This is a genomic window from Gabonibacter chumensis (genome assembly GCF_024741215.1).
GTDB classification, from domain to species: Bacteria; Bacteroidota; Bacteroidia; order Bacteroidales; family Marinifilaceae; genus Gabonibacter; species Gabonibacter massiliensis.
On sequence record NZ_JANSKB010000002.1, the window covers coordinates 149,177 to 167,118 of the forward strand.

Genomic DNA, 17,942 nt, shown 5'->3' on the forward strand with positions numbered 1-17,942 from the left:
AAGATTCCTGATTTCCCGAGTTGAAGAATGAAATATTATTTTTTAAACTCCTTGAATAGGGGATGAATAACTTCCCATAATACAATCCCGGCAGAAACGGAGATGTTGAATGAATGTTTGGTTCCGAATTGAGGAATTTCCAAGCACAGGTCGGAGAGATTTACCACATTTTGTTGGACGCCTTTTACCTCGTTCCCGAATATGAAAGCATATTTTCGTGTTTTTTCAATGGCATAATCTTCCAATGAGAGGCTGTTTTCTGTTTGCTCTACGGTAACAATCGTAAAACCTTCCGTTTTTAATTTTCGAATCGCTTCTATGGTCTCCTCGAAATATTCCCATGCCACGCTTTCTTCCGCTCCTAAGGCTGTTTTATGAATTTCGCGGTGGGGAGGGGTAGCGGTAATGCCGCAAAGATATATCTTTTCCAATCGGAAAGCATCGGAAGTTCGGAATACCGATCCTATATTGTTTAAACTGCGTATATTATCCAAAACCACCACGATAGGAAGTTTTTCAGCTTTTTTATATTCTTCCGGAGAGAGTCGATTCAACTCTTCATTTAATCGTTTTCGGTATTCCATAGGCTTGTATTTAGCGGTTTTCAACAATTTCTCCCATAAGGGTAGCGGAAGTACATTCTTTTACCCTGACCTGTACCAAATCTCCAATTTTAGCTCCGTTATCGGGAAATACGATCACTTTATTCTGGCTGCTTCGTCCGAATAATTCGTCTGCCTTCTTCTTGGAGGTCCCTTCGACCAGAACTTCGAATATTTTTCCTATATCTTTCCGGTTACTGATGAGAGAAAGATGGGTCTGTATATCGATAAGTTCCTGTAGACGACGTCCTTTAGTCGCTTCATCCACGTTGTCCGGCATATGTTTCGATGCCAAAGTGCCGGGGCGTTCTGAATATTTGAACATGTAGGCAAGATCGAATTCCACCTCTTGCATAAGGCTAAGAGTCTCGCGGTAATCCTCTTCACTTTCATCATGGAAACCAACGAAAACATCCGTCGATATCCCGCATTGGGGAATGATCTCACGGATTGCCCGGATGCGGTCGAGGTACCATTCTCTCGTGTATTTCCGGTTCATATTTTTCAGGACGGCATTGCTTCCTGATTGAACGGGAAGATGGATGTGTTTGCAAATATTGTCATAAGACGCAATGGCGCGTAATATTTCGTCACTCATGTCTTTCGGGTGAGAAGTGGCGAATCGGATACGCATATCGGGTACCGCGGTAGCGACTTTCGCCAATAATGTCGGAAAATCAACTTCGATACGCTCTCCTTTCCAAAGGTATGAATTGACGTTTTGACCTAACAGGGTAACTTCCTTGTATCCTTTGGCATGCAAATCAAGAACTTCATTCAAGATACTGTGCGGACTTCGGCTTCTTTCGCGGCCGCGGGTATAAGGAACGATACAGTATGTACAGAAGTTGTTGCATCCGCGCATGATGGATACGAATCCTGATATGGCTGTTTCGTCAATCCGGGAAGGACAGATATCTTTATAGGTTTCTGTTGCGGATAGATGGATATTAATGGCTTTTTCCCCTTTCTCCGCTTGCTCGATTAAAAGGGGAAGATCCATATAAGCATCCGGGCCGACAACGATGTTTACATTTTTTTCCTGCTCAAAAAGAGCTTCACCGAGACGTTCCGCCATACAACCCATGATACCCACCAGTACGTTCGGATTTTTTTTCTTAATTTCAGAAAACCCTTGTACGCGACCCCGTACCCGTTGTTCCGCATTTTCCCGAACGGAACAGGTGTTTACTAATATTACATCGGCTTCGTTTCTATCACTTGTATGTTGGAGACCTTTACTTTTCAGTATGGCTGCTACTACTTCACTATCCGCTACATTCATCTGACACCCATAGGTCTCGATATAAAATTTTTTTGCTTTCATTTACTCTTGCGTTTGAGGGGCAAAAATAATAAAAAAGGATGTAGTCCCGAGGAAAAAGAGCGTTATAATTAGGGTTTATTCAGATAAAAATCGGTCGAAAATAAAATATCGACCGATTTGCTGTTTCAGAATCGTACTCCGACGGTTAACCGAAATTGGTTATCCTGGTATTTTGTTTGTATGACGGGGGATTCTATGGATTTGTAAGCGTAAAAAAGACTTTGTTCTTTTGAATATTTACGCATGTAGGCTAAGTCCACGTATAAAGAGTTGAAATTAAGTCCCAAACCACCGGAAACGGTTTGTACGTTATTTTTTTCATTTAATTCTCCTTTTTTATAAGGGGAGGCCGTGTAGGAATAACCTCCTCGCAAACTCAATACGCTGGAAACTCTGAATTCTGCTCCGGCCCTGAGATTATTGGTATTTCGATATACTTCCTTGATCATATCGTTAGCTCCCGGGATATAATCGCCGTTTATATCTTCTGTGCCGTAGTAATTCGTTCCGTCTCCGCCGCTCAATTTAGCCGAGCTGTAATCCACGAATTCGTAATCCACGCTGAGGATAGCCCGCTGGCCGAGTACGGTAGCGATGCTTGCGATAAAACGCCACGGCGTTTTCAGATTATAATCGAAAGAGGTGTTGGCATGATTTCCCCATTGGGTCTCTTTTTCTCCTGCCGGTGGTTCTATAAATTGTGAATAAGCCCCATTCGTAACCTTGTCTGTCAAGCTGTAATAGGTGGGAGTATGTATGGCCAGACCTAACCGAAGTTGGGGGATCGGCCGATAGATTGCCCCGACTTTGAAGTTTATGCCTACTCCGCTGGTCGTGTAATCCTGTACGAAGTCGAACCACATGAGTTTGGAATCTATCTCTTTCCCCTCGACGATCTCCGTGTAGGTGGAATAATGCTTGTAATGGATGTTTTGTATACCAAGGGTTGCTCCGAGGTAGAGTTTGTCGTCGTAGTTAGCCCCTACGGATAGTGCGTATTCTCCTTGAAATCCCCTTTCCCGGATGTAGTTCGATTGCCTCATACTGTCCCCTGCTACAATGGGAATTTCGTATTGGTTCTTGCTTTCCGGCTGCAATTTGATCAGGTAGGCATCGTAGGCTAAACTGGTGGTAAATTCGTTCAGTGAGTTTCTGTCGTTTCCGTTTGCTTCCATCAGCCATACGTCCAATAACGAATTTTTATCATTGATGTATCCTCCCTGGTAAATGTTTCGGTTGAAATTATTCAGATTGGTATAGTTGAAGGCGAAATTTATGTTTTTCCACTTTTCATGTATGGGATGAAAGGCGATAACAAATCCTAAATTACCGATGAGGTAAGGATTTTTTTCCATATTTCTGTTGCCCGATTTGGAGTGAGTGAAATCGAGAACAGAGGTGAAACTGATTTCCGAATTACGGAAAACTCCGATTCCTCCGGGGTTCATCGTCGCAACGGAGAGATCTCCTCCTAAGGCTCCGAACGCTCCTCCCATGGCGGTGACTCTGGCACTTCCAAAAGGGAATATTCTGGAATATCGCAGAGCATCCGCTTCGGTTTGAGCCCTAAGGCCCGACGTGCAGAGCAATAACACGATGGTATAATATAACGCTTTCATATGATACTTTTTGTCAAATTATTTTCTACGTCCGGTTTCTTTATGTTCTCTCGTGCCCGTATAGCCACCGCTTCTTGTCGTGGAACTCTTTCCGTAGGAGTTGCTGTTACTTCTTGAATAACCGCTCTCGTGCCCGGAATTAGACGAAGAGGAGCCTTGATTGCGTGATCCCCAACTCTGGTTGTCGTTTCTGCCGTACGAAGAGTAACGACTACCGCGGGAGTAGGTATTGTAGCTTCGGGCATTTCGATTGTTCGTGTAATGTGTTCTCGTCGCGTAATTCGGTTTGAGATTCGGTTTGGTGGTGTGCCCCCAATGAGGGCGTCCTCCCGGATAATACGGATACCAGTAGCCGTAATTCCAGTGATTATGCCGGTACCATGGATCATGCCTCCATCCCGGATAATATCCGTATCCCCAGTAAGAGGAGTGATTCCATCCCCAAGGATTATACCAGCTGTTCCATCCCCAGTTGTTTCCCCAGGATGAGTAACCGAAACCGAAATTCCAACGGGAATTCCATCGGTCCATGGCAAAACGGTCAAAGCGCGGATCGTTCCATATAACGGTCCACATGAAATCCGGGTAAGTTCCGAAATGTAATTTAGAGTATAGCTCGATGTTGGTATTGGAAGGAAACCACCAATAGCGATTATTGACCGTATAAACATTCCAATCCGAATCGAATGACAGCCTCATGGCGATCTCGTGGGCATTGCTGAAAATAGCGAATCCTTCCGGGTATCGGTTCATGATCCGAACACATTCATCCAAATCGCGTTGATTTCCTTTAAAGCCTCCTATCCAGTATCCCTGGGACTCTTCGTCGATGAGAATAGGGGTGGTACTTTGGGCCTGAGCTTCTTCTACCTGTTTTTGTGTAGCGTAGCGAGCCATCCCGATAGCCTTTGCTCTCGGATTTACTTTTCCACTATTGGCTTCCGCTTGTTCTTTTGCCAGTACGGCCGGATCTATCTCTTTGGATTTATGTTGTTCTTCCGCGGGATATAAAGAGAGCGTACTCCCCGTTTTCCTTTCTATCTCCTGTACCAAAAGCGATTGTTTGCCGGGTACGTAATAGATGTCGTCTTCGGAGACACGAGCGAAGTTTCGTGTCGTCGAACAGGCGCTGACTAAAGCGGCCAATGTCAGTATAGATAGTATTGTTTTCATAGTTATTAGATTGACCTGTTTTTTTATCTTATCAAAAAATATACCACACTTTTCCATGGTTCGTAAAGCATAAATCGGTATTAGGTATAAAAATAACCATTACAAATCTGAATTCCTACTTTTTTGTTTAAATTTGCTGCGGTTTTATCAAAAAATAATGAGATGGCTAAGTTTTTAACAACAAGAGAAGAGAATTATTCGCAATGGTATAATGAATTGGTTGTAAAAGCCGGTTTGGCGGAAAATTCGGCAGTTCGAGGATGTATGGTGATCAAACCTTACGGTTATGCCATATGGGAGAAGATGCAGCAACAATTGGATAAGATGTTTAAAGATACGGGACATTATAATGCTTATTTCCCATTATTGATTCCCAAGTCTTTTTTTTCAAAAGAGGCTGATCATGTGGAGGGGTTTGCGAAAGAGTGTGCAGTTGTAACTCATTATCGTTTAAAGAACGATCCGGACGGGAATGGCATTGTCGTTGATCCGGATGCGAAATTGGAGGAAGAATTTATTATTCGGCCCACTTCAGAGACCATTATATGGAATACTTATAAGAATTGGATTCAATCCTACAGGGATCTTCCGATTTTGTGTAATCAATGGGCTAACGTGATGCGTTGGGAGATGAGGACCCGTATGTTTTTGCGTACGGCTGAGTTTTTGTGGCAGGAAGGTCATACGGCTCACGCGACGAAAGAGGAAGCCATGGAGGAAGCGGATAAGATGGTTCGGGTATATGCCGAATTTGCGGAAAAATGGATGGCTGTACCCGTAATTATGGGACACAAGAGCGAAACGGAGCGTTTCGCGGGAGCTTTGGATACCTTGACTATCGAAGCCTTGATGCAAGACGGTAAGGCCTTGCAAGCAGGGACATCCCATTTTCTGGGGCAAAATTTTGCGAAAGCTTTTGATGTGACATTTGCTTCAAAAGAGGGTAAACAGGAGTATGTTTGGGCTACTTCGTGGGGAGTTTCCACTCGCTTGATGGGTGCTTTGATTATGTGTCATTCGGATGATAACGGATTGGTACTGCCTCCGAGATTAGCTCCTTTACAGGTAGTTATTGTCCCGATATACAAGGGGAAGGAGGGGCTTGAAAAGATCAGGGAGAAAGTTGACGGAATAATAGACACGCTTCAACACTTGGGTATCAGTGTAAAATTTGACGATCGTGATACGCAAAAACCGGGATGGAAATTTGCCGATTACGAGTTGAAAGGAGTTCCGGTACGTTTAGCTATGGGAGAGAGGGATTTGGAAAACGGTACCATTGAAATAGCCCGTCGCGATACGCTGACGAAAGAGACTCTACCTTTGGAGGGAATAGAACAATATATTATCAGGTTGTTGGATGATATTCAAGAAAACGTGTATAAGAAAGCCTTGAATTTCCGGAGTAAAATGATCACGAAGGTAGATTCGTACGAGGAGTTCAAAACGCTTTTGGATAAGAAGGGAGGATTTTTCCTTTGTCATTGGGATGGAACTCCAGAAACGGAGGCCCGCATTAAGGAAGAAACGAAAGCGACGATACGTTGTATTCCCTTCGATGCTGAAGAAGAAGAGGGAAAATGTATGGTGACGGGAAAACCTTCTCATCGTAGAGTATTAATTGCAAGAGCTTATTAATTTTAATATAGAAGATTCTGTGATTAGGTAATGAGTGATCGTGCGGTTTTTATCGCGATAACCGAATCTTTTAATCGAAAACCTCTGAATCATAAATTGAATATATGTTGCCAGTTGTCGAGCGTTTTATTAAATACGCAAAAATACATACCCAATCTGACCGGGAAACCGGATTGAATCCCAGCACACCGGGGCAATTAGAATTTGCCTATCTTCTTTGTGATGAGATGAGGGAGATCGGTATGGAGAATGTATCGGTAGATGAGAATGGCTATGTGATGGGATTTGTTCCTTCTAATATAGAGAAGGAGAGTGTTTCTATTGGATTTATTGCCCATATGGATACGAGTCCGGATATGAGTGGCAAACATGTGAAACCGCAGATCATAGAGAAATATACTGGCGTGGATATCTTATTAAGCAAAGAGAAAGGGTATACTTTATCTCCGGATGATTTTCCGGAACTTATGAATTATGTGGGAAGCGATCTGATCGTGACGGATGGAAACACATTATTGGGGGCAGACGATAAGGCCGGTATAGCCGAGATTTTAACGGCTATGGAATACCTGATTCAACACCCGGAAGTAAAACACGGGACCATTGCCGTCTGTTTTACTCCGGATGAGGAGATCGGCGAGGGGCCCGATCATTTCGATTTGAAGAAATTCGGGGCAAAGTTCGCGTATACTTTGGACGGAGGGGAGGTAGGTGAGTTGGAGTATGAAAATTTCAATGCCGCGATGGTTAGGTTGGTTTTTAAGGGAAGGAATTTTCATCCCGGATATGCCAAAAATAAGATGGTCAATTCAATGAAAGTCGCTTATGAATTCATATCCAGTTTGCCCAAACGGGAAGTTCCGGAGTTGACATCGGGTTACGAGGGCTTTTTCCATCTTTATTCTATAAAAGGGACAGTGGAAGAGACGACGGTAGAGATTTTGATACGTGACTTTGACCGGGAAAATTTCGAATGGAGAAAAGGGGTGATAGAGAATGGCGTGCGTGATTTCTCCCGGAAATATGAATTACCGATTTTATTGGAGTTAAAAGATCAATACGCGAATATGCGGGAAAAACTGGAACCGCTTCACTATATTGTGGATATTGCCAAACAGGCCATGAATGAGTTGGAAATAAAGCCCTTGATTGTCCCTATTCGGGGAGGTACAAACGGTTCACGCTTGTCTTTCATGGGACTGCCGACTCCGAATCTTTCCAATGGAGCACATAATTCGCATGGGCGTTACGAGTATATTCCCGTTTCATCCATGATAAAAGTGGTAAATCTACTTGTTCGGATATCGGAACTTTGTACAAAAATTTGAAATTGATATGGCTGATGTGGAAATTATTAGAGATAAATCTCTATAATTTCCACATTATTCATAACTGTTTGTCCTGTTTTTTCGTTTCACATGGAAATGATTACTTTTGTAAAAAAATAAATACTTGTAATTACGAATAATAAAAAATTAGAAAATGGTAAAAGGATATGTATTTTTGATTTTCCTATTGCTTATAGGAGGGTCTTCGCATGCGGCGGAGGGACCTGTTCGTGACTCTTCCTGGAAGAATGCCGGTTTTTTTGGACTAAAGATGACACAGGTCAGTTTAAGTAATTGGGCCGCCGGAGGTGAGTCTGCATTAGCTTTCGATGCCCAGCTCACGTATAGTGCCGATTATAAAAAAGATCGGAATTTATGGCAAAATCGGTTGGAGTTGGGATACGGATTAACCAAAAACGATGGGAAAAGTGCCAGGAAAACCAATGATAAAATCTATTTGGCTTCAACCTATGGTTATCAGTTATATAAGTCTTTGTATTGGAGTATGTTGCTGAATTTTAATACCCAATTTGCCAAAGGATATGATTACTCCAACGAGGATGCAAGTTTTATTTCTAAATTTATGGCTCCTGCTTATATCGTGATCGGTACCGGTTTGACGTGGACTCCCAAATCTTATTTTACGGCCACGCTGACTCCGGTTTCATGGAGAGGAACTGTTGTTGCCGATTCCCGTTTGTCCGATGAAGGGGCTTTCGGTGTAAAGGAGGGAAAGCATCTTTTATCGGAATTCGGTGCTAATTTAAGGGCTGAGGTAACTTATGAATTTTGGGAGAATATGAAAATATATTCCCGTTTGGAGTTGTTTTCCGATTATTTAAGAAAGCCGCAAAATGTGGATGTACGTTGGGAGGTTCAATTGAATATGACCGTCAATAAATGGATTTCAGCTACAATTTCTACCAATATGTTGTATGACGATGACGTGAAGGTTGCTCAAAAAGACGGAACCGCGGGCCCTCGTTTGCAATTTAAGGAGGTTTTGGGAGTCGGTTTGCAATTTAGTTTTTGATTACGGGGAGCGTGATTTTATTATACTCATGAATAAAAAACGAGACCTTCAAAAGGTCTCGTTTTTTAATCGTGAATCAAATAACAGTCGTATTCGTAAACTTTTTTATCGAAATCGATAGTTGTCACAATTTTTATGCTTACAGGGCGGTTGGCAATCCTGCCCGGTTCCCATCGGGTATCTTTAGATGATAAACCGTTATTAGAGAAGCGAAGAGCGGAGGATAAGTCGTTTTTTTCCTCCAAGAGGGTAAAATGCCCGTTTTTATCGATGACAAAACTCAATTCGAGTTTTCCGTGAATACTGTCGTTTTTAGGTGAATAGAGGGTGGTGGCTACCTCGTAAATGTAATTGGAAATAGTGGCTCCTTTCCCCGGATTGTTTCGAGAGATACTCTTGTAGTATAGTGGGTTTTTATCTAATTTTACGGGACTTCCTTTTAAATCGAAGATAAGGGAAGTTCTGATACGGGTGTCTACTTTGCGTTTGTCATGGTATCCGGCGTTCCACTTCGGAGATAGGGTTAATACTCTGGCTACTTCTTCTTCAAGGAGCGGGTAATTTGTTTCCTCTATATCTATATCGCCTATTTTCCCGTTGCTCTTTACCGTAAATGTGACTTCTATTTTGTGATATATCCCTGAAGAATCATTGAATATGAAAAGATTATACGGGGATGCTCCTTCTGAAGGTTTACCTTGGAAAAATAGTTCTCTGTGGGTAATTTGATTGACTATCCATTTGGAGAAGGGAATGTTTTGCTCGGTCTTTAATGACGGTTTGACGTCTACTTCTTTGTAGGAAAACAGATTGTTTTTGGAAAAATCCTGTGAAAAAAGAGGATAGGTAAAACTTGTTATAAACACAAACGAGGTAGTTAGTAACCATTTGAACAACGTGTTGCTTCGTGCCATATTTGTCTTGTTTTATTTAATAATAACCATATAAACCACATGGTTATAATAATTGAATCTCTCTATTCGAAATATAAAAGCCAAGTACAATCGAAAAAACTGTTTTCGGATAATTGCCGGGCGTTTTCTATATCTTACAAATATAGTTAACATTTTGTGAATGGTATGTCGAATTGTCGTGAAAATTTCGGAAATACGATACCGGATTTGAATAAAAAAGCGAGGTCGGAAAACCTCGCTTTATTTTATGTGGAAAAAAAATTAATTTTCTTTTTGTTTGGCAGCGGCCTCGGCAGCGGCTAATTGTTCCTCTGATTCGCGGGTTACTTTTTCGAGACGTCCCATGATAGAGAAGATAAAGATTGCAGAGAGAGCACAACAACCGATAAGAATACCCCAAAGAGCGACTAAGCTTACTTTTTCCCAGAAATATCCGATGATACCTACTAAGTAATTACCGATAGCAGTGGCGGCAAACCACCCTCCCTGCATTAAACCTTTGTACTTTGGAGGAGCGACTTTCGACACGAAAGAGATACCCATCGGGCTTAAAAACAGCTCGGCACAAGTTAAAACAAGGTATGTATTGATCAACCAGTAGGGAGAAACCATATCGCTTTCCGACATCGGGTTGGCTTGTAGATCGGCAGGAGCCGTTAATCCGAACGAACCGAACATGAGTACTAAGAAACCTAATGCCGCGATGATCATACCGATTCCGATTTTTCGCGGGGCAGACGGTTCTTTTTTCTTGCTGTTTAACCAGCTGAACAGGCCCACGAACACGGGTGTCAATATGATGATGAACATCGGGTTGAATTGCTGGAAGATTTGCGGAGTGATCGGTGTTTCGACACCGGCAAATTTTGTTTGGTAAACGAAATAGAGTACTAAAATAAACACGACGGACATGATTCCTCCGATGGGTTTCACTTTTTTCTCTCCGGTAATAACCATGAATAGTCCGTAGAATAATAATATGATAGGTACTAAACCGTAAAGAGAGAACAGAAGACTGGAGTAACCGGTTACATGAGAAACCGTGTAATCACGAGCAAAGAGTGTCATGGTCAAACCGTTCTGGTGGAATGACATCCAGAAGAAAATAACCACGGCGAAAACCAATCCTAAAGCAATCAAACGTTCTTTGGTTTGTTTGGGGGTCAGTTCTATGACAACAGCGTCTTTAGCTCCTTTACCCTGCGCTTTTTCTTTTTCGGTAGCATCTGCAGATTTATAAAATTTACGGAAGCCTAAAAATATGGCTAACGATACGATCAAACTGATACAAGCCACACCGAAACCGTAGTTATAGGATTGGCATAGCACGTCGATGTAGTTTTGAGCAAAAGCCTTTAATCCGTCTAAGCTGCTAATGGTTTGCCCCTGAGATGCAGCGAAGTTAACCAATTCGGTATATCCGGCAGAAGCCTGATTAATGGTTCCGTCGATTAACTGATGTGCTAATGCCGGAATTTTCCCTGAATATTCCAGACCGGATTTTCCCATGATGGAGTTCGTGATGGCCTCGGCCATACTGGGAGCGAAAAAAGCACCGATGTTAATGCACATGTAAAAAATACTGAACGCTAAATCCCGGTTTTTGCTGTATTTGGGCGAATCGTAGAGATTACCCACCAGAACTTGTAAGTTCCCCTTAAAGAATCCGGTACCGAGAGCTATAAGGCCTAACGATACGAACATACTGGCCAGACCGCTTCCGAATGCGAGTAAAGCATAACCGAAAAACATGATGACTGTACCGAGTGTAATCGTTTTACCGTAGCCTAAATATTTATCGGCGATAAATCCTCCGAATACGGGTAAAAAATAAACAGCAGCGAGGAAGCCACCGAAAACTTGTCCTGTGGCTGCAGATGTCCAACCATAGCGAGCTTGAAGATACAATGTAAAGATAGCCAACATGGTGTAGTAACCGAAGCGTTCTCCCATATTAGCAAACGCCAATACAAATAATCCTCTTGGATGATCTTTTAACATACAACGTTATTTTAAAATTAATATTATAGTTTGCTGTCGCAAAGATATAAAAAAAGCGAGGCTTTCACCTCGCTTTTGAAATATTATGCTTTATTTATTTTGCGACTCTTTCAAGCCATTTCACCATAGAAAGCATGACAATCATGGAAGCTGCGGTTGCGCAAACAAATACTAACCAACAAGCCCAGATGGGTACGGAGGTATAAAGGAGTCCTCCGATGAATAACAGTGAGTTTCCTACAGCCGTGGCCGCTAACCAACAACCTTGCATTAAGCCTTGTAAATGCGGAGGTGCTACTTTGGAAACGAAAGACAATCCGAGAGGAGAGATGAATAACTCTGCAACGGTAAGGATGAAATAGAGTCCCACCATGATCCAAGGAGTAACGCGAATGGCACTGATTTGCGCTTCCGTCATCGTGCTTAAGGTCTCTTTTGCCGGTAACACGAAAGAGAAGATCATTAGGAAAATGTAGGCAAGTGCTGCGATTCCCATACCGATAGCGATTTTCATCGGGGTGGAGGGCTCCCTTCTTTGTCTCTTCAAATATCCGAATAACCACATGATCAGCGGTGTTAAGGTTACCACGAAGAAAGGATTCACGCATTGGAATATTTCGGCTCCTTTGATTCTGGTGAATCCCAAGTTGATATCGATGACGCTCAAATCCACGTAATCGCGGGCGAAATACGTCAGGGAGTAACCGTTTTGATGGAACGAGAGCCAGAAAAAGATAACGACGCCGAATACGGCGAACAGGGCGTATATGCGTTGTCTGATCTCTTGCGCATTCATGGTAATCTCTTCCCTGCTTATTTGGGGAGCGCCTTTGACGTTCGATACGGCTTTTTTGGCAGGATCCGGGAATTTTTGTTTGTTGACGATGTAGATCACCAGTGAGATCAACATGGCCACGATTGCAGCCATAAAGGCATATTGGAAACCGCGGTTGAAAACATCCAGATAGCTGTTTACAAAGGTGGGTAGATCTGACATGGAACCGCTCAGGTAAGCGGTATTGGCATACTCCGTCAAACGGGTTAAAGATTCCGCGGGCATGGAACTACCTTGTTCGAGGTATTGGTGGCATAATTCCGGTAGGCCGGCATTGTAATCGAAGTTATTCACTTTCAACCACCAGTTTCTGACGCCGATTGCGATCCAAGGAGCGAAAAATCCTCCGATATTGATAAACATATAAAATATCTGGAAACCGGAATCCCTTTTATCGGAATACTCTTTGTTGTCGTACATCTGACCGACTAAAGCCTGTAAATTTCCTTTGAATAAACCGTTACCGAAAGCAATAACCAAAAGTCCAACGCAGGTAATTGTTAGATAAAGTCCCATACTTGGAACGGGAGTCGGGGTCGGTATGGCTATGATCAGATAGCCGACGGCCATCAGAATCAAACCGATAAGTATTGTACCTTTATAATTTTTTGTTTTATCGGCAATGACTCCTCCGACTAATGCCAGTAGATAAATAGAAGCATAAAAAGCCGAGTAGACATATCCGGTTGTGGTCTCGGATAGACCGAATTTTGCAGAGATGAACAACGTAAGAATTGCCATCATAATGTAAAAACCAAAGCGTTCTCCCATATTAGCAAGGGCAGCCGCCAATAGTCCTTTGGGGTGTTTTTTAAACATAATTTTGATATTTATAAATTAATAATGATTTAACTTTGTTCGCACTCCAACCTCGCAAATATAGGATAATTTTTTATCTTTAAAACACGAAAACGTTTGAACTTGGAACCTATGAAAAAGTATAATAAGATTTTTAAAACATCTGATTTAAAAGAAATTGATAGATATACCGTTGAGCATGAGCCGATAAGTTCGTCTCTATTAATGAAGAGAGCGGCTGAAGCTATTGCCTGTCGGCTTTTGAAAATTTTTCCGAATAATTCTATTTTTAACATAGTTTCAGGAGTCGGGAATAATGGAGGAGACGGTTTTGCCCTTGCCGGAATCTTATTGGAAAAAGGGTACGAGGTTGTGGTGTATCACGTGTGGACGGGAGCGTGTTTGTCCGCTGATTGCAAGAAGTATCGGGAAGATTATCTGGCTCGTTCCGGAAGTTGTGTCGATGTTCGGGAGATTTCCGACTTCGATGCGGAATCCGTGGAGGGAATATGGATCGATGCTTTGTTCGGAGCCGGATTGAGTCGTCCGGTAACAGGATGGTGTGCCGGAGTGATAGATAGGATAAATCGCTCCGTTTTGCCCGTTGTTGCGGTGGATATTCCTTCCGGTTTATTGGGAGAGGATAACGCGAAAAATACCGGAAGTATAATGGAAGCCGATTACACGCTTACTTTTCAGTTTCCCAAATTGTCTTTTATGTTCCCCGAAAATTATCGTTATGTGGGAGATTTTGAAGTTTTGAACATAGGTTTGCATCCGGAAATATTACGGGATCTGTTTTCTTCTTATTTTTATTTGACGCCGGATGTACTTGCTGCCCGTTTGCCGAAAGTCGGAAAGTTCACTCATAAAGGGGAGATGGGGCATGCCTTGTTGATAGCCGGGTCTTATGGGATGATGGGAGCTGCGATACTGGCAGCCGAAGGGGCTTTGCATTCGGGAGTTGGCTTGCTGACCCTTCATCTCCCTCGTTCTTTGAAGAAAATAGTACATCTTGCCGTACCGGAGGTTTTGATCGAAGAAGATGTGAATGAAAATTGCTTTTCCCGTATTTCCGATTGGTCAAAATACCGGGTCGTGGGTATCGGGCCGGGAATAGGAACGTCGACGGAGACAGCTTTCGGGTTGGAGTGTTTGTTGAAAGATTGGAAAGGAAGAATGGTACTGGATGCGGATGCCTTGAATTTGCTTGCCGCTGATACCCGTTTATTGAAATTATTACCCGAAAGTGCGGTTTTGACACCCCATCCCAAAGAATTTGAAAGATTAGCAGGAAAAAGTGAAAATGATTTTGATAGATTAAATAAATTGAGCATTTTTGCAGAAAAATACGATGTATATGTTGTATTAAAAGGTGCTCATTCTGTGGTAGCTACACCGGAGGGGGAATGTTATTTTAACATGAGTGGGAATCCGGGAATGGCCAAGGGCGGAGCGGGAGATGTTTTGACGGGGATTATTACAGGACTGTTGGCAAGCGGTATGCCTGTACCGGATGCGGTATTAACGGGAGTTTTTGTTCATGGAATGGCTGGCGATTTGGCGAGAGAGGAGATGGGAGTACGCGGTATGAAATCCGGAGATATTATTGCTTTTCTTGGAAAAGCATGGAGAAAATTGGAAACGTTGGTTTAATGGGTAGGCAAAGAGTGTGTAAGGATTCTTTTTAAAATAATTAGGAAAAAGATCATGAAAAAGATTTGTTTTATATGGGTATTGATCGGATGTCTCTCCTTGTCGGTTTTAGGACAGAAGAAGAGAGAGTTGTCCACCCCGGTTTCGGTGAGTTATATGCTTCCTAAAATAAGCTTTAAAGTGGAAGTAACCATGGAACGCGTGAAATTAATACCGGGTCCTTTCCGTCAGTATGCCGAACAGCAGTTGGGGATCGGACCGGATATAAATGCGGCGGGGGAAGAGTGGGAACTTAAGGATATACGTATTATTCCCCAGGCTCTCCCCGATACTAAAAATATCTATTCAGTGACAACCACGGGAGAGTACGCCGGAATTTGTTTAAACTTGACGCCGGAAGGTTTTTTGTCCGGGGTGAACGGTAACCAGAATAATGCGGATGCGGAAAAAGAGGCGTTTTATATCGTACCTAAAGATAATAAGGAGCAGAAGATTGATTACGTTCGTTTCGGGGTACGTTCTACTTTGAAAGAGGTATTGGATTCTAATTTTTCCATGATAGAGGTCGAGGGGGAGATGCGTCGGGTATGGGACCCGATTGAACGGTACGTGTTGAAAGAGGAGAAGGATTATGTAAAGGAGATCACGGACGAAATTTTTAATATCCGTAAAAAAAGATTGGATTTATTGTCCGGTGTAAGTAGCTCCGGGCCTGCTACTCGGGAAGCATTGAGGGAATTGGACGCTTTGGAAAAAGATTACCTGAGTCTTTTTATGGGTAAAAAGGTGAAAGAGCGGGTGAAACGAGAGTTTGTCTATGTTCCGCAAAAAGAGGATGAATCGGTAACGCTCTTCCGTTTTTCGAAAACAAGCGGTATTACCGCTAAAAATAACGTATCAGCCGAACCCTATGTGATTGAAGTGAAGAATGTAATTTTACCTCCGAAAGAGAACGATTCTGCACATAAACCGGTAATTGGGGTGACTTATCGGGTTCCGGCCGTTGCCGATTTGGTTTTAACTTGTGGCAATAAAAGTGTGATAACGGAACGGTGTGTTATTCCTCAATTAGGGTATACGAAGATATTTCCTTTGGATGTGATCAATAACGAGGGAATAAGTATAGACTTTTATCCCCGGTACGGTTCGTTAAAGAGCGTGAAGAAGAACCGATAATAAGGAATTGAAATATGGCTGAGTCAACTGGAGAGAAGGGGTTTCTTGGAAAATTTTTAATGTGGCGTGTGCGTAATATCAAGGAGAAGCAATTTATCGTGATATTAAGTATATTAGTCGGGATTGTGACGGGGCTTGCGGGAGTTTTGTTGAAAAATATGGTACATTATACGCATGTGTTTTTCACGGAGAGAATGCAGGTCGATAGCGGAAGTCTCCTTTTTTTTATATATCCTTTTATCGGTATATTGTTGACCACCTTATTCGTGAAATATTTTGTCAAAGAGGATATCAGTCATGGGGTAACTAAGGTCTTGTATGCCATATCCCGGAGGAATAGTATGATTAAACCTCATAATAACTATTCTTCGATGATTGCCAGTACGCTGACCATCGGTTTCGGAGGTTCGGTGGGAACGGAGGCCACGATTGTTTTAACGGGAGCTTCCATCGGTTCTAACTTAGCCCGTCTCTTCCGTATGAACTACAAGGTCATGACGTTGATGATCGGATGCGGTGCGGCGGGAGCCATCGCGGGAATTTTTAAAGCTCCCATTGCCGGTATCGTTTTCACGATGGAGGTGTTGATGTTGGATTTGACGATGGCTTCGCTCGTCCCTTTGATGTTTACGGCTATTACTTCTTACGTGATCGCTTTCTTTTTTATGGGTGACGGTTTTCTGTTTTCTTACCAGATTACGGATAAGTTCGCCATGGGGAATTTTCCTTATTACGTGTTATTGGGAGTATGTACGGGACTTCTTTCCGTCTATTTTATCCGGATGAATCTCCGGGTGGAACATTTTCTGAATAAGATCAAACACCCGTTTAAGAAGATGGCTATCGGAGGTGCGTTGTTGGGTGTTATTATTTTTATTTTTCCTCCTTTATACGGTGAGGGATATACAGCCTTGGATACGATGATGGGAGGGCAGCCGGATAAGTTGTTGAATAATACTTATTTCTTCGATTTTAGGGACAAGATATGGATACTGCCGCTTTTTGTTATCGGTATGGTGTTTATAAAAGTTATAGCCACGGCATTGACTAATGGTAGCGGCGGTGTCGGCGGTGTTTTTGCTCCGAGTCTGTTTACGGGAGGGGTTGCGGGTTACTTGTTGGCCATGTTGATCAATTTGAGCGGTATTCGCGAGGTGCCGGAGAGTCATTTCGTTTTGGCAGGCATGGCCGGGGTGATGTCCGGAGTAATGAATGCCCCCTTGACAGCCATGTTCCTGATCGCTGAAATATCGGGCGGTTACGCATTACTTCTGCCTTTGATGTTGACATCGGTTATGGCTTATCTGACGAGCCGGGGAATGGAGCCTTATTCGATCTATGCCCGTCGGTTGGCGATGCAGGGCGATCTGTTGACTCATAATAAAGACAAGGCCGTTCTGACGCTGATGAAATTGAATAAAGTGGTGGAAACGGATTTCAAAACCATCGGGATCGATTCGACCTTGGGCGATTTGGTTAAAATTGTTTCCAAATCGAGTCGTAATCTCTTTCCCGTGTTGGATAACGACGGTCATTTATTGGGAATCGTTTTGTTGGATGATATCCGTAAAATAATGTTCAATCAGGAAATGTATTCCAAAACCTATGTCCGAGATTTTATGATAGCTCCTTCTGTCGTTATAGATATAGAAGATTCGATGGAAAAAGTGATGAAGAAATTTGAAGAGTCGGGTGCCTGGAATCTGCCTGTTATTCAGGATCATAAATACTTGGGATTCGTGTCGAAGGCAAAGATATTCAATACTTATCGTAAAGTGTTGATCCATTTCTCGGATGATGAGTAGCGAAAATAGGAAACTTTAGTGCTATTGGGTTAGGAAT

General features: G+C 42.6%; 13 protein-coding genes. 6 read left to right on the forward strand and 7 right to left on the reverse strand.

Going from position 1 to position 17,942, the window contains the following annotated elements; genetic code table 11:
- Positions 1-35: 35 nt before the first annotated feature.
- The 4 genes from NVS78_RS07205 to NVS78_RS07220 form a co-directional block, all read right to left on the reverse strand.
- Positions 36-584, reverse strand: coding sequence for an RNA methyltransferase (locus tag NVS78_RS07205; protein WP_286358583.1), 549 nt, complete (start codon positions 582-584; stop codon positions 36-38).
- Positions 585-594: 10 nt separating this feature from the next.
- Positions 595-1,929: a tRNA (N6-isopentenyl adenosine(37)-C2)-methylthiotransferase MiaB gene (gene miaB, locus NVS78_RS07210; protein ID WP_286358584.1), complete on the reverse strand. Its 1,335-nt coding sequence runs from the start codon at positions 1,927-1,929 to the stop codon at positions 595-597.
- Between the two features lie 125 nt (positions 1,930-2,054).
- Complete coding sequence (locus NVS78_RS07215; protein WP_286358585.1) at positions 2,055-3,548, reverse strand: OmpP1/FadL family transporter; 1,494 nt, start codon at positions 3,546-3,548, stop codon at positions 2,055-2,057.
- A gap of 18 nt (positions 3,549-3,566) precedes the next feature.
- Positions 3,567-4,721, reverse strand: coding sequence for a hypothetical protein (locus NVS78_RS07220; protein ID WP_286358586.1), 1,155 nt, complete (start codon positions 4,719-4,721; stop codon positions 3,567-3,569).
- Positions 4,722-4,883: 162 nt separating this feature from the next.
- On the opposite strand from NVS78_RS07220, the gene proS reads away from it, so the two are divergent.
- The 3 genes from proS to NVS78_RS07235 all read left to right on the forward strand — a co-directional run bounded on the left by proS (position 4,884) and on the right by NVS78_RS07235 (position 8,720).
- Positions 4,884-6,359, forward strand: coding sequence for a proline--tRNA ligase (gene proS, locus NVS78_RS07225; RefSeq protein ID WP_286358587.1), 1,476 nt, complete (start codon positions 4,884-4,886; stop codon positions 6,357-6,359).
- A gap of 104 nt (positions 6,360-6,463) precedes the next feature.
- Positions 6,464-7,687 carry a peptidase T gene (gene pepT / locus NVS78_RS07230; protein ID WP_434802125.1) on the forward strand — a complete coding sequence of 408 codons (1,224 nt, stop codon included), beginning with the start codon at positions 6,464-6,466 and terminating at the stop codon, positions 7,685-7,687.
- 154 nt (positions 7,688-7,841) lie between these two features.
- A complete protein-coding gene (locus NVS78_RS07235) occupies positions 7,842-8,720 on the forward strand; it encodes a DUF3078 domain-containing protein (RefSeq protein WP_286358588.1) in 879 nt (292 codons plus the stop codon).
- A gap of 65 nt (positions 8,721-8,785) precedes the next feature.
- Here the strand turns inward: NVS78_RS07235 and NVS78_RS07240 are convergent, their stop codons facing one another.
- The 3 genes from NVS78_RS07240 to NVS78_RS07250 form a co-directional block, all read right to left on the reverse strand.
- The gene (locus tag NVS78_RS07240) at positions 8,786-9,634 is read right to left on the reverse strand and encodes an energy transducer TonB (RefSeq protein WP_286358589.1); all 849 of its coding nucleotides are present in this window, start codon (positions 9,632-9,634) and stop codon (positions 8,786-8,788) included.
- A gap of 261 nt (positions 9,635-9,895) precedes the next feature.
- Entirely contained in the window at positions 9,896-11,635 is a 1,740-nt protein-coding gene (locus NVS78_RS07245; RefSeq protein WP_041503937.1) for a peptide MFS transporter, read from the reverse strand.
- A gap of 94 nt (positions 11,636-11,729) precedes the next feature.
- The gene (locus NVS78_RS07250; protein WP_286358590.1) at positions 11,730-13,289 is read right to left on the reverse strand and encodes a peptide MFS transporter; all 1,560 of its coding nucleotides are present in this window, start codon (positions 13,287-13,289) and stop codon (positions 11,730-11,732) included.
- A 111-nt stretch (positions 13,290-13,400) separates the two neighbouring features.
- On the opposite strand from NVS78_RS07250, the gene NVS78_RS07255 reads away from it, so the two are divergent.
- From NVS78_RS07255 to NVS78_RS07265, 3 genes are read left to right on the forward strand one after another with little or no spacing between them, the layout of a single operon-like run.
- Positions 13,401-14,924 carry an NAD(P)H-hydrate dehydratase gene (locus NVS78_RS07255; RefSeq protein WP_286358591.1) on the forward strand — a complete coding sequence of 508 codons (1,524 nt, stop codon included), beginning with the start codon at positions 13,401-13,403 and terminating at the stop codon, positions 14,922-14,924.
- Positions 14,925-14,978: 54 nt separating this feature from the next.
- Entirely contained in the window at positions 14,979-16,100 is a 1,122-nt protein-coding gene (locus NVS78_RS07260) for a DUF4831 family protein (protein WP_286358592.1), read from the forward strand.
- A gap of 14 nt (positions 16,101-16,114) precedes the next feature.
- Positions 16,115-17,905 carry a chloride channel protein gene (locus tag NVS78_RS07265; RefSeq protein WP_286358593.1) on the forward strand — a complete coding sequence of 597 codons (1,791 nt, stop codon included), beginning with the start codon at positions 16,115-16,117 and terminating at the stop codon, positions 17,903-17,905.
- Positions 17,906-17,942: the final 37 nt, after the last annotated feature.

Coding starts and splice junctions, on each gene's coding strand:
- NVS78_RS07205 (WP_286358583.1), bottom strand. CDS start 584: ATGGAATACCGAAAACGATTAAATGAAGAGTTGAATCGACTCTCTCCG.
- miaB (WP_286358584.1), bottom strand. CDS start 1,929: ATGAAAGCAAAAAAATTTTATATCGAGACCTATGGGTGTCAGATGAAT.
- NVS78_RS07215 (WP_286358585.1), bottom strand. CDS start 3,548: ATGAAAGCGTTATATTATACCATCGTGTTATTGCTCTGCACGTCGGGC.
- NVS78_RS07220 (WP_286358586.1), bottom strand. CDS start 4,721: ATGAAAACAATACTATCTATACTGACATTGGCCGCTTTAGTCAGCGCC.
- proS (WP_286358587.1), top strand. CDS start 4,884: ATGGCTAAGTTTTTAACAACAAGAGAAGAGAATTATTCGCAATGGTAT.
- pepT (WP_434802125.1), top strand. CDS start 6,464: ATGTTGCCAGTTGTCGAGCGTTTTATTAAATACGCAAAAATACATACC.
- NVS78_RS07235 (WP_286358588.1), top strand. CDS start 7,842: ATGGTAAAAGGATATGTATTTTTGATTTTCCTATTGCTTATAGGAGGG.
- NVS78_RS07240 (WP_286358589.1), bottom strand. CDS start 9,634: ATGGCACGAAGCAACACGTTGTTCAAATGGTTACTAACTACCTCGTTT.
- NVS78_RS07245 (WP_041503937.1), bottom strand. CDS start 11,635: ATGTTAAAAGATCATCCAAGAGGATTATTTGTATTGGCGTTTGCTAAT.
- NVS78_RS07250 (WP_286358590.1), bottom strand. CDS start 13,289: ATGTTTAAAAAACACCCCAAAGGACTATTGGCGGCTGCCCTTGCTAAT.
- NVS78_RS07255 (WP_286358591.1), top strand. CDS start 13,401: ATGAAAAAGTATAATAAGATTTTTAAAACATCTGATTTAAAAGAAATT.
- NVS78_RS07260 (WP_286358592.1), top strand. CDS start 14,979: ATGAAAAAGATTTGTTTTATATGGGTATTGATCGGATGTCTCTCCTTG.
- NVS78_RS07265 (WP_286358593.1), top strand. CDS start 16,115: ATGGCTGAGTCAACTGGAGAGAAGGGGTTTCTTGGAAAATTTTTAATG.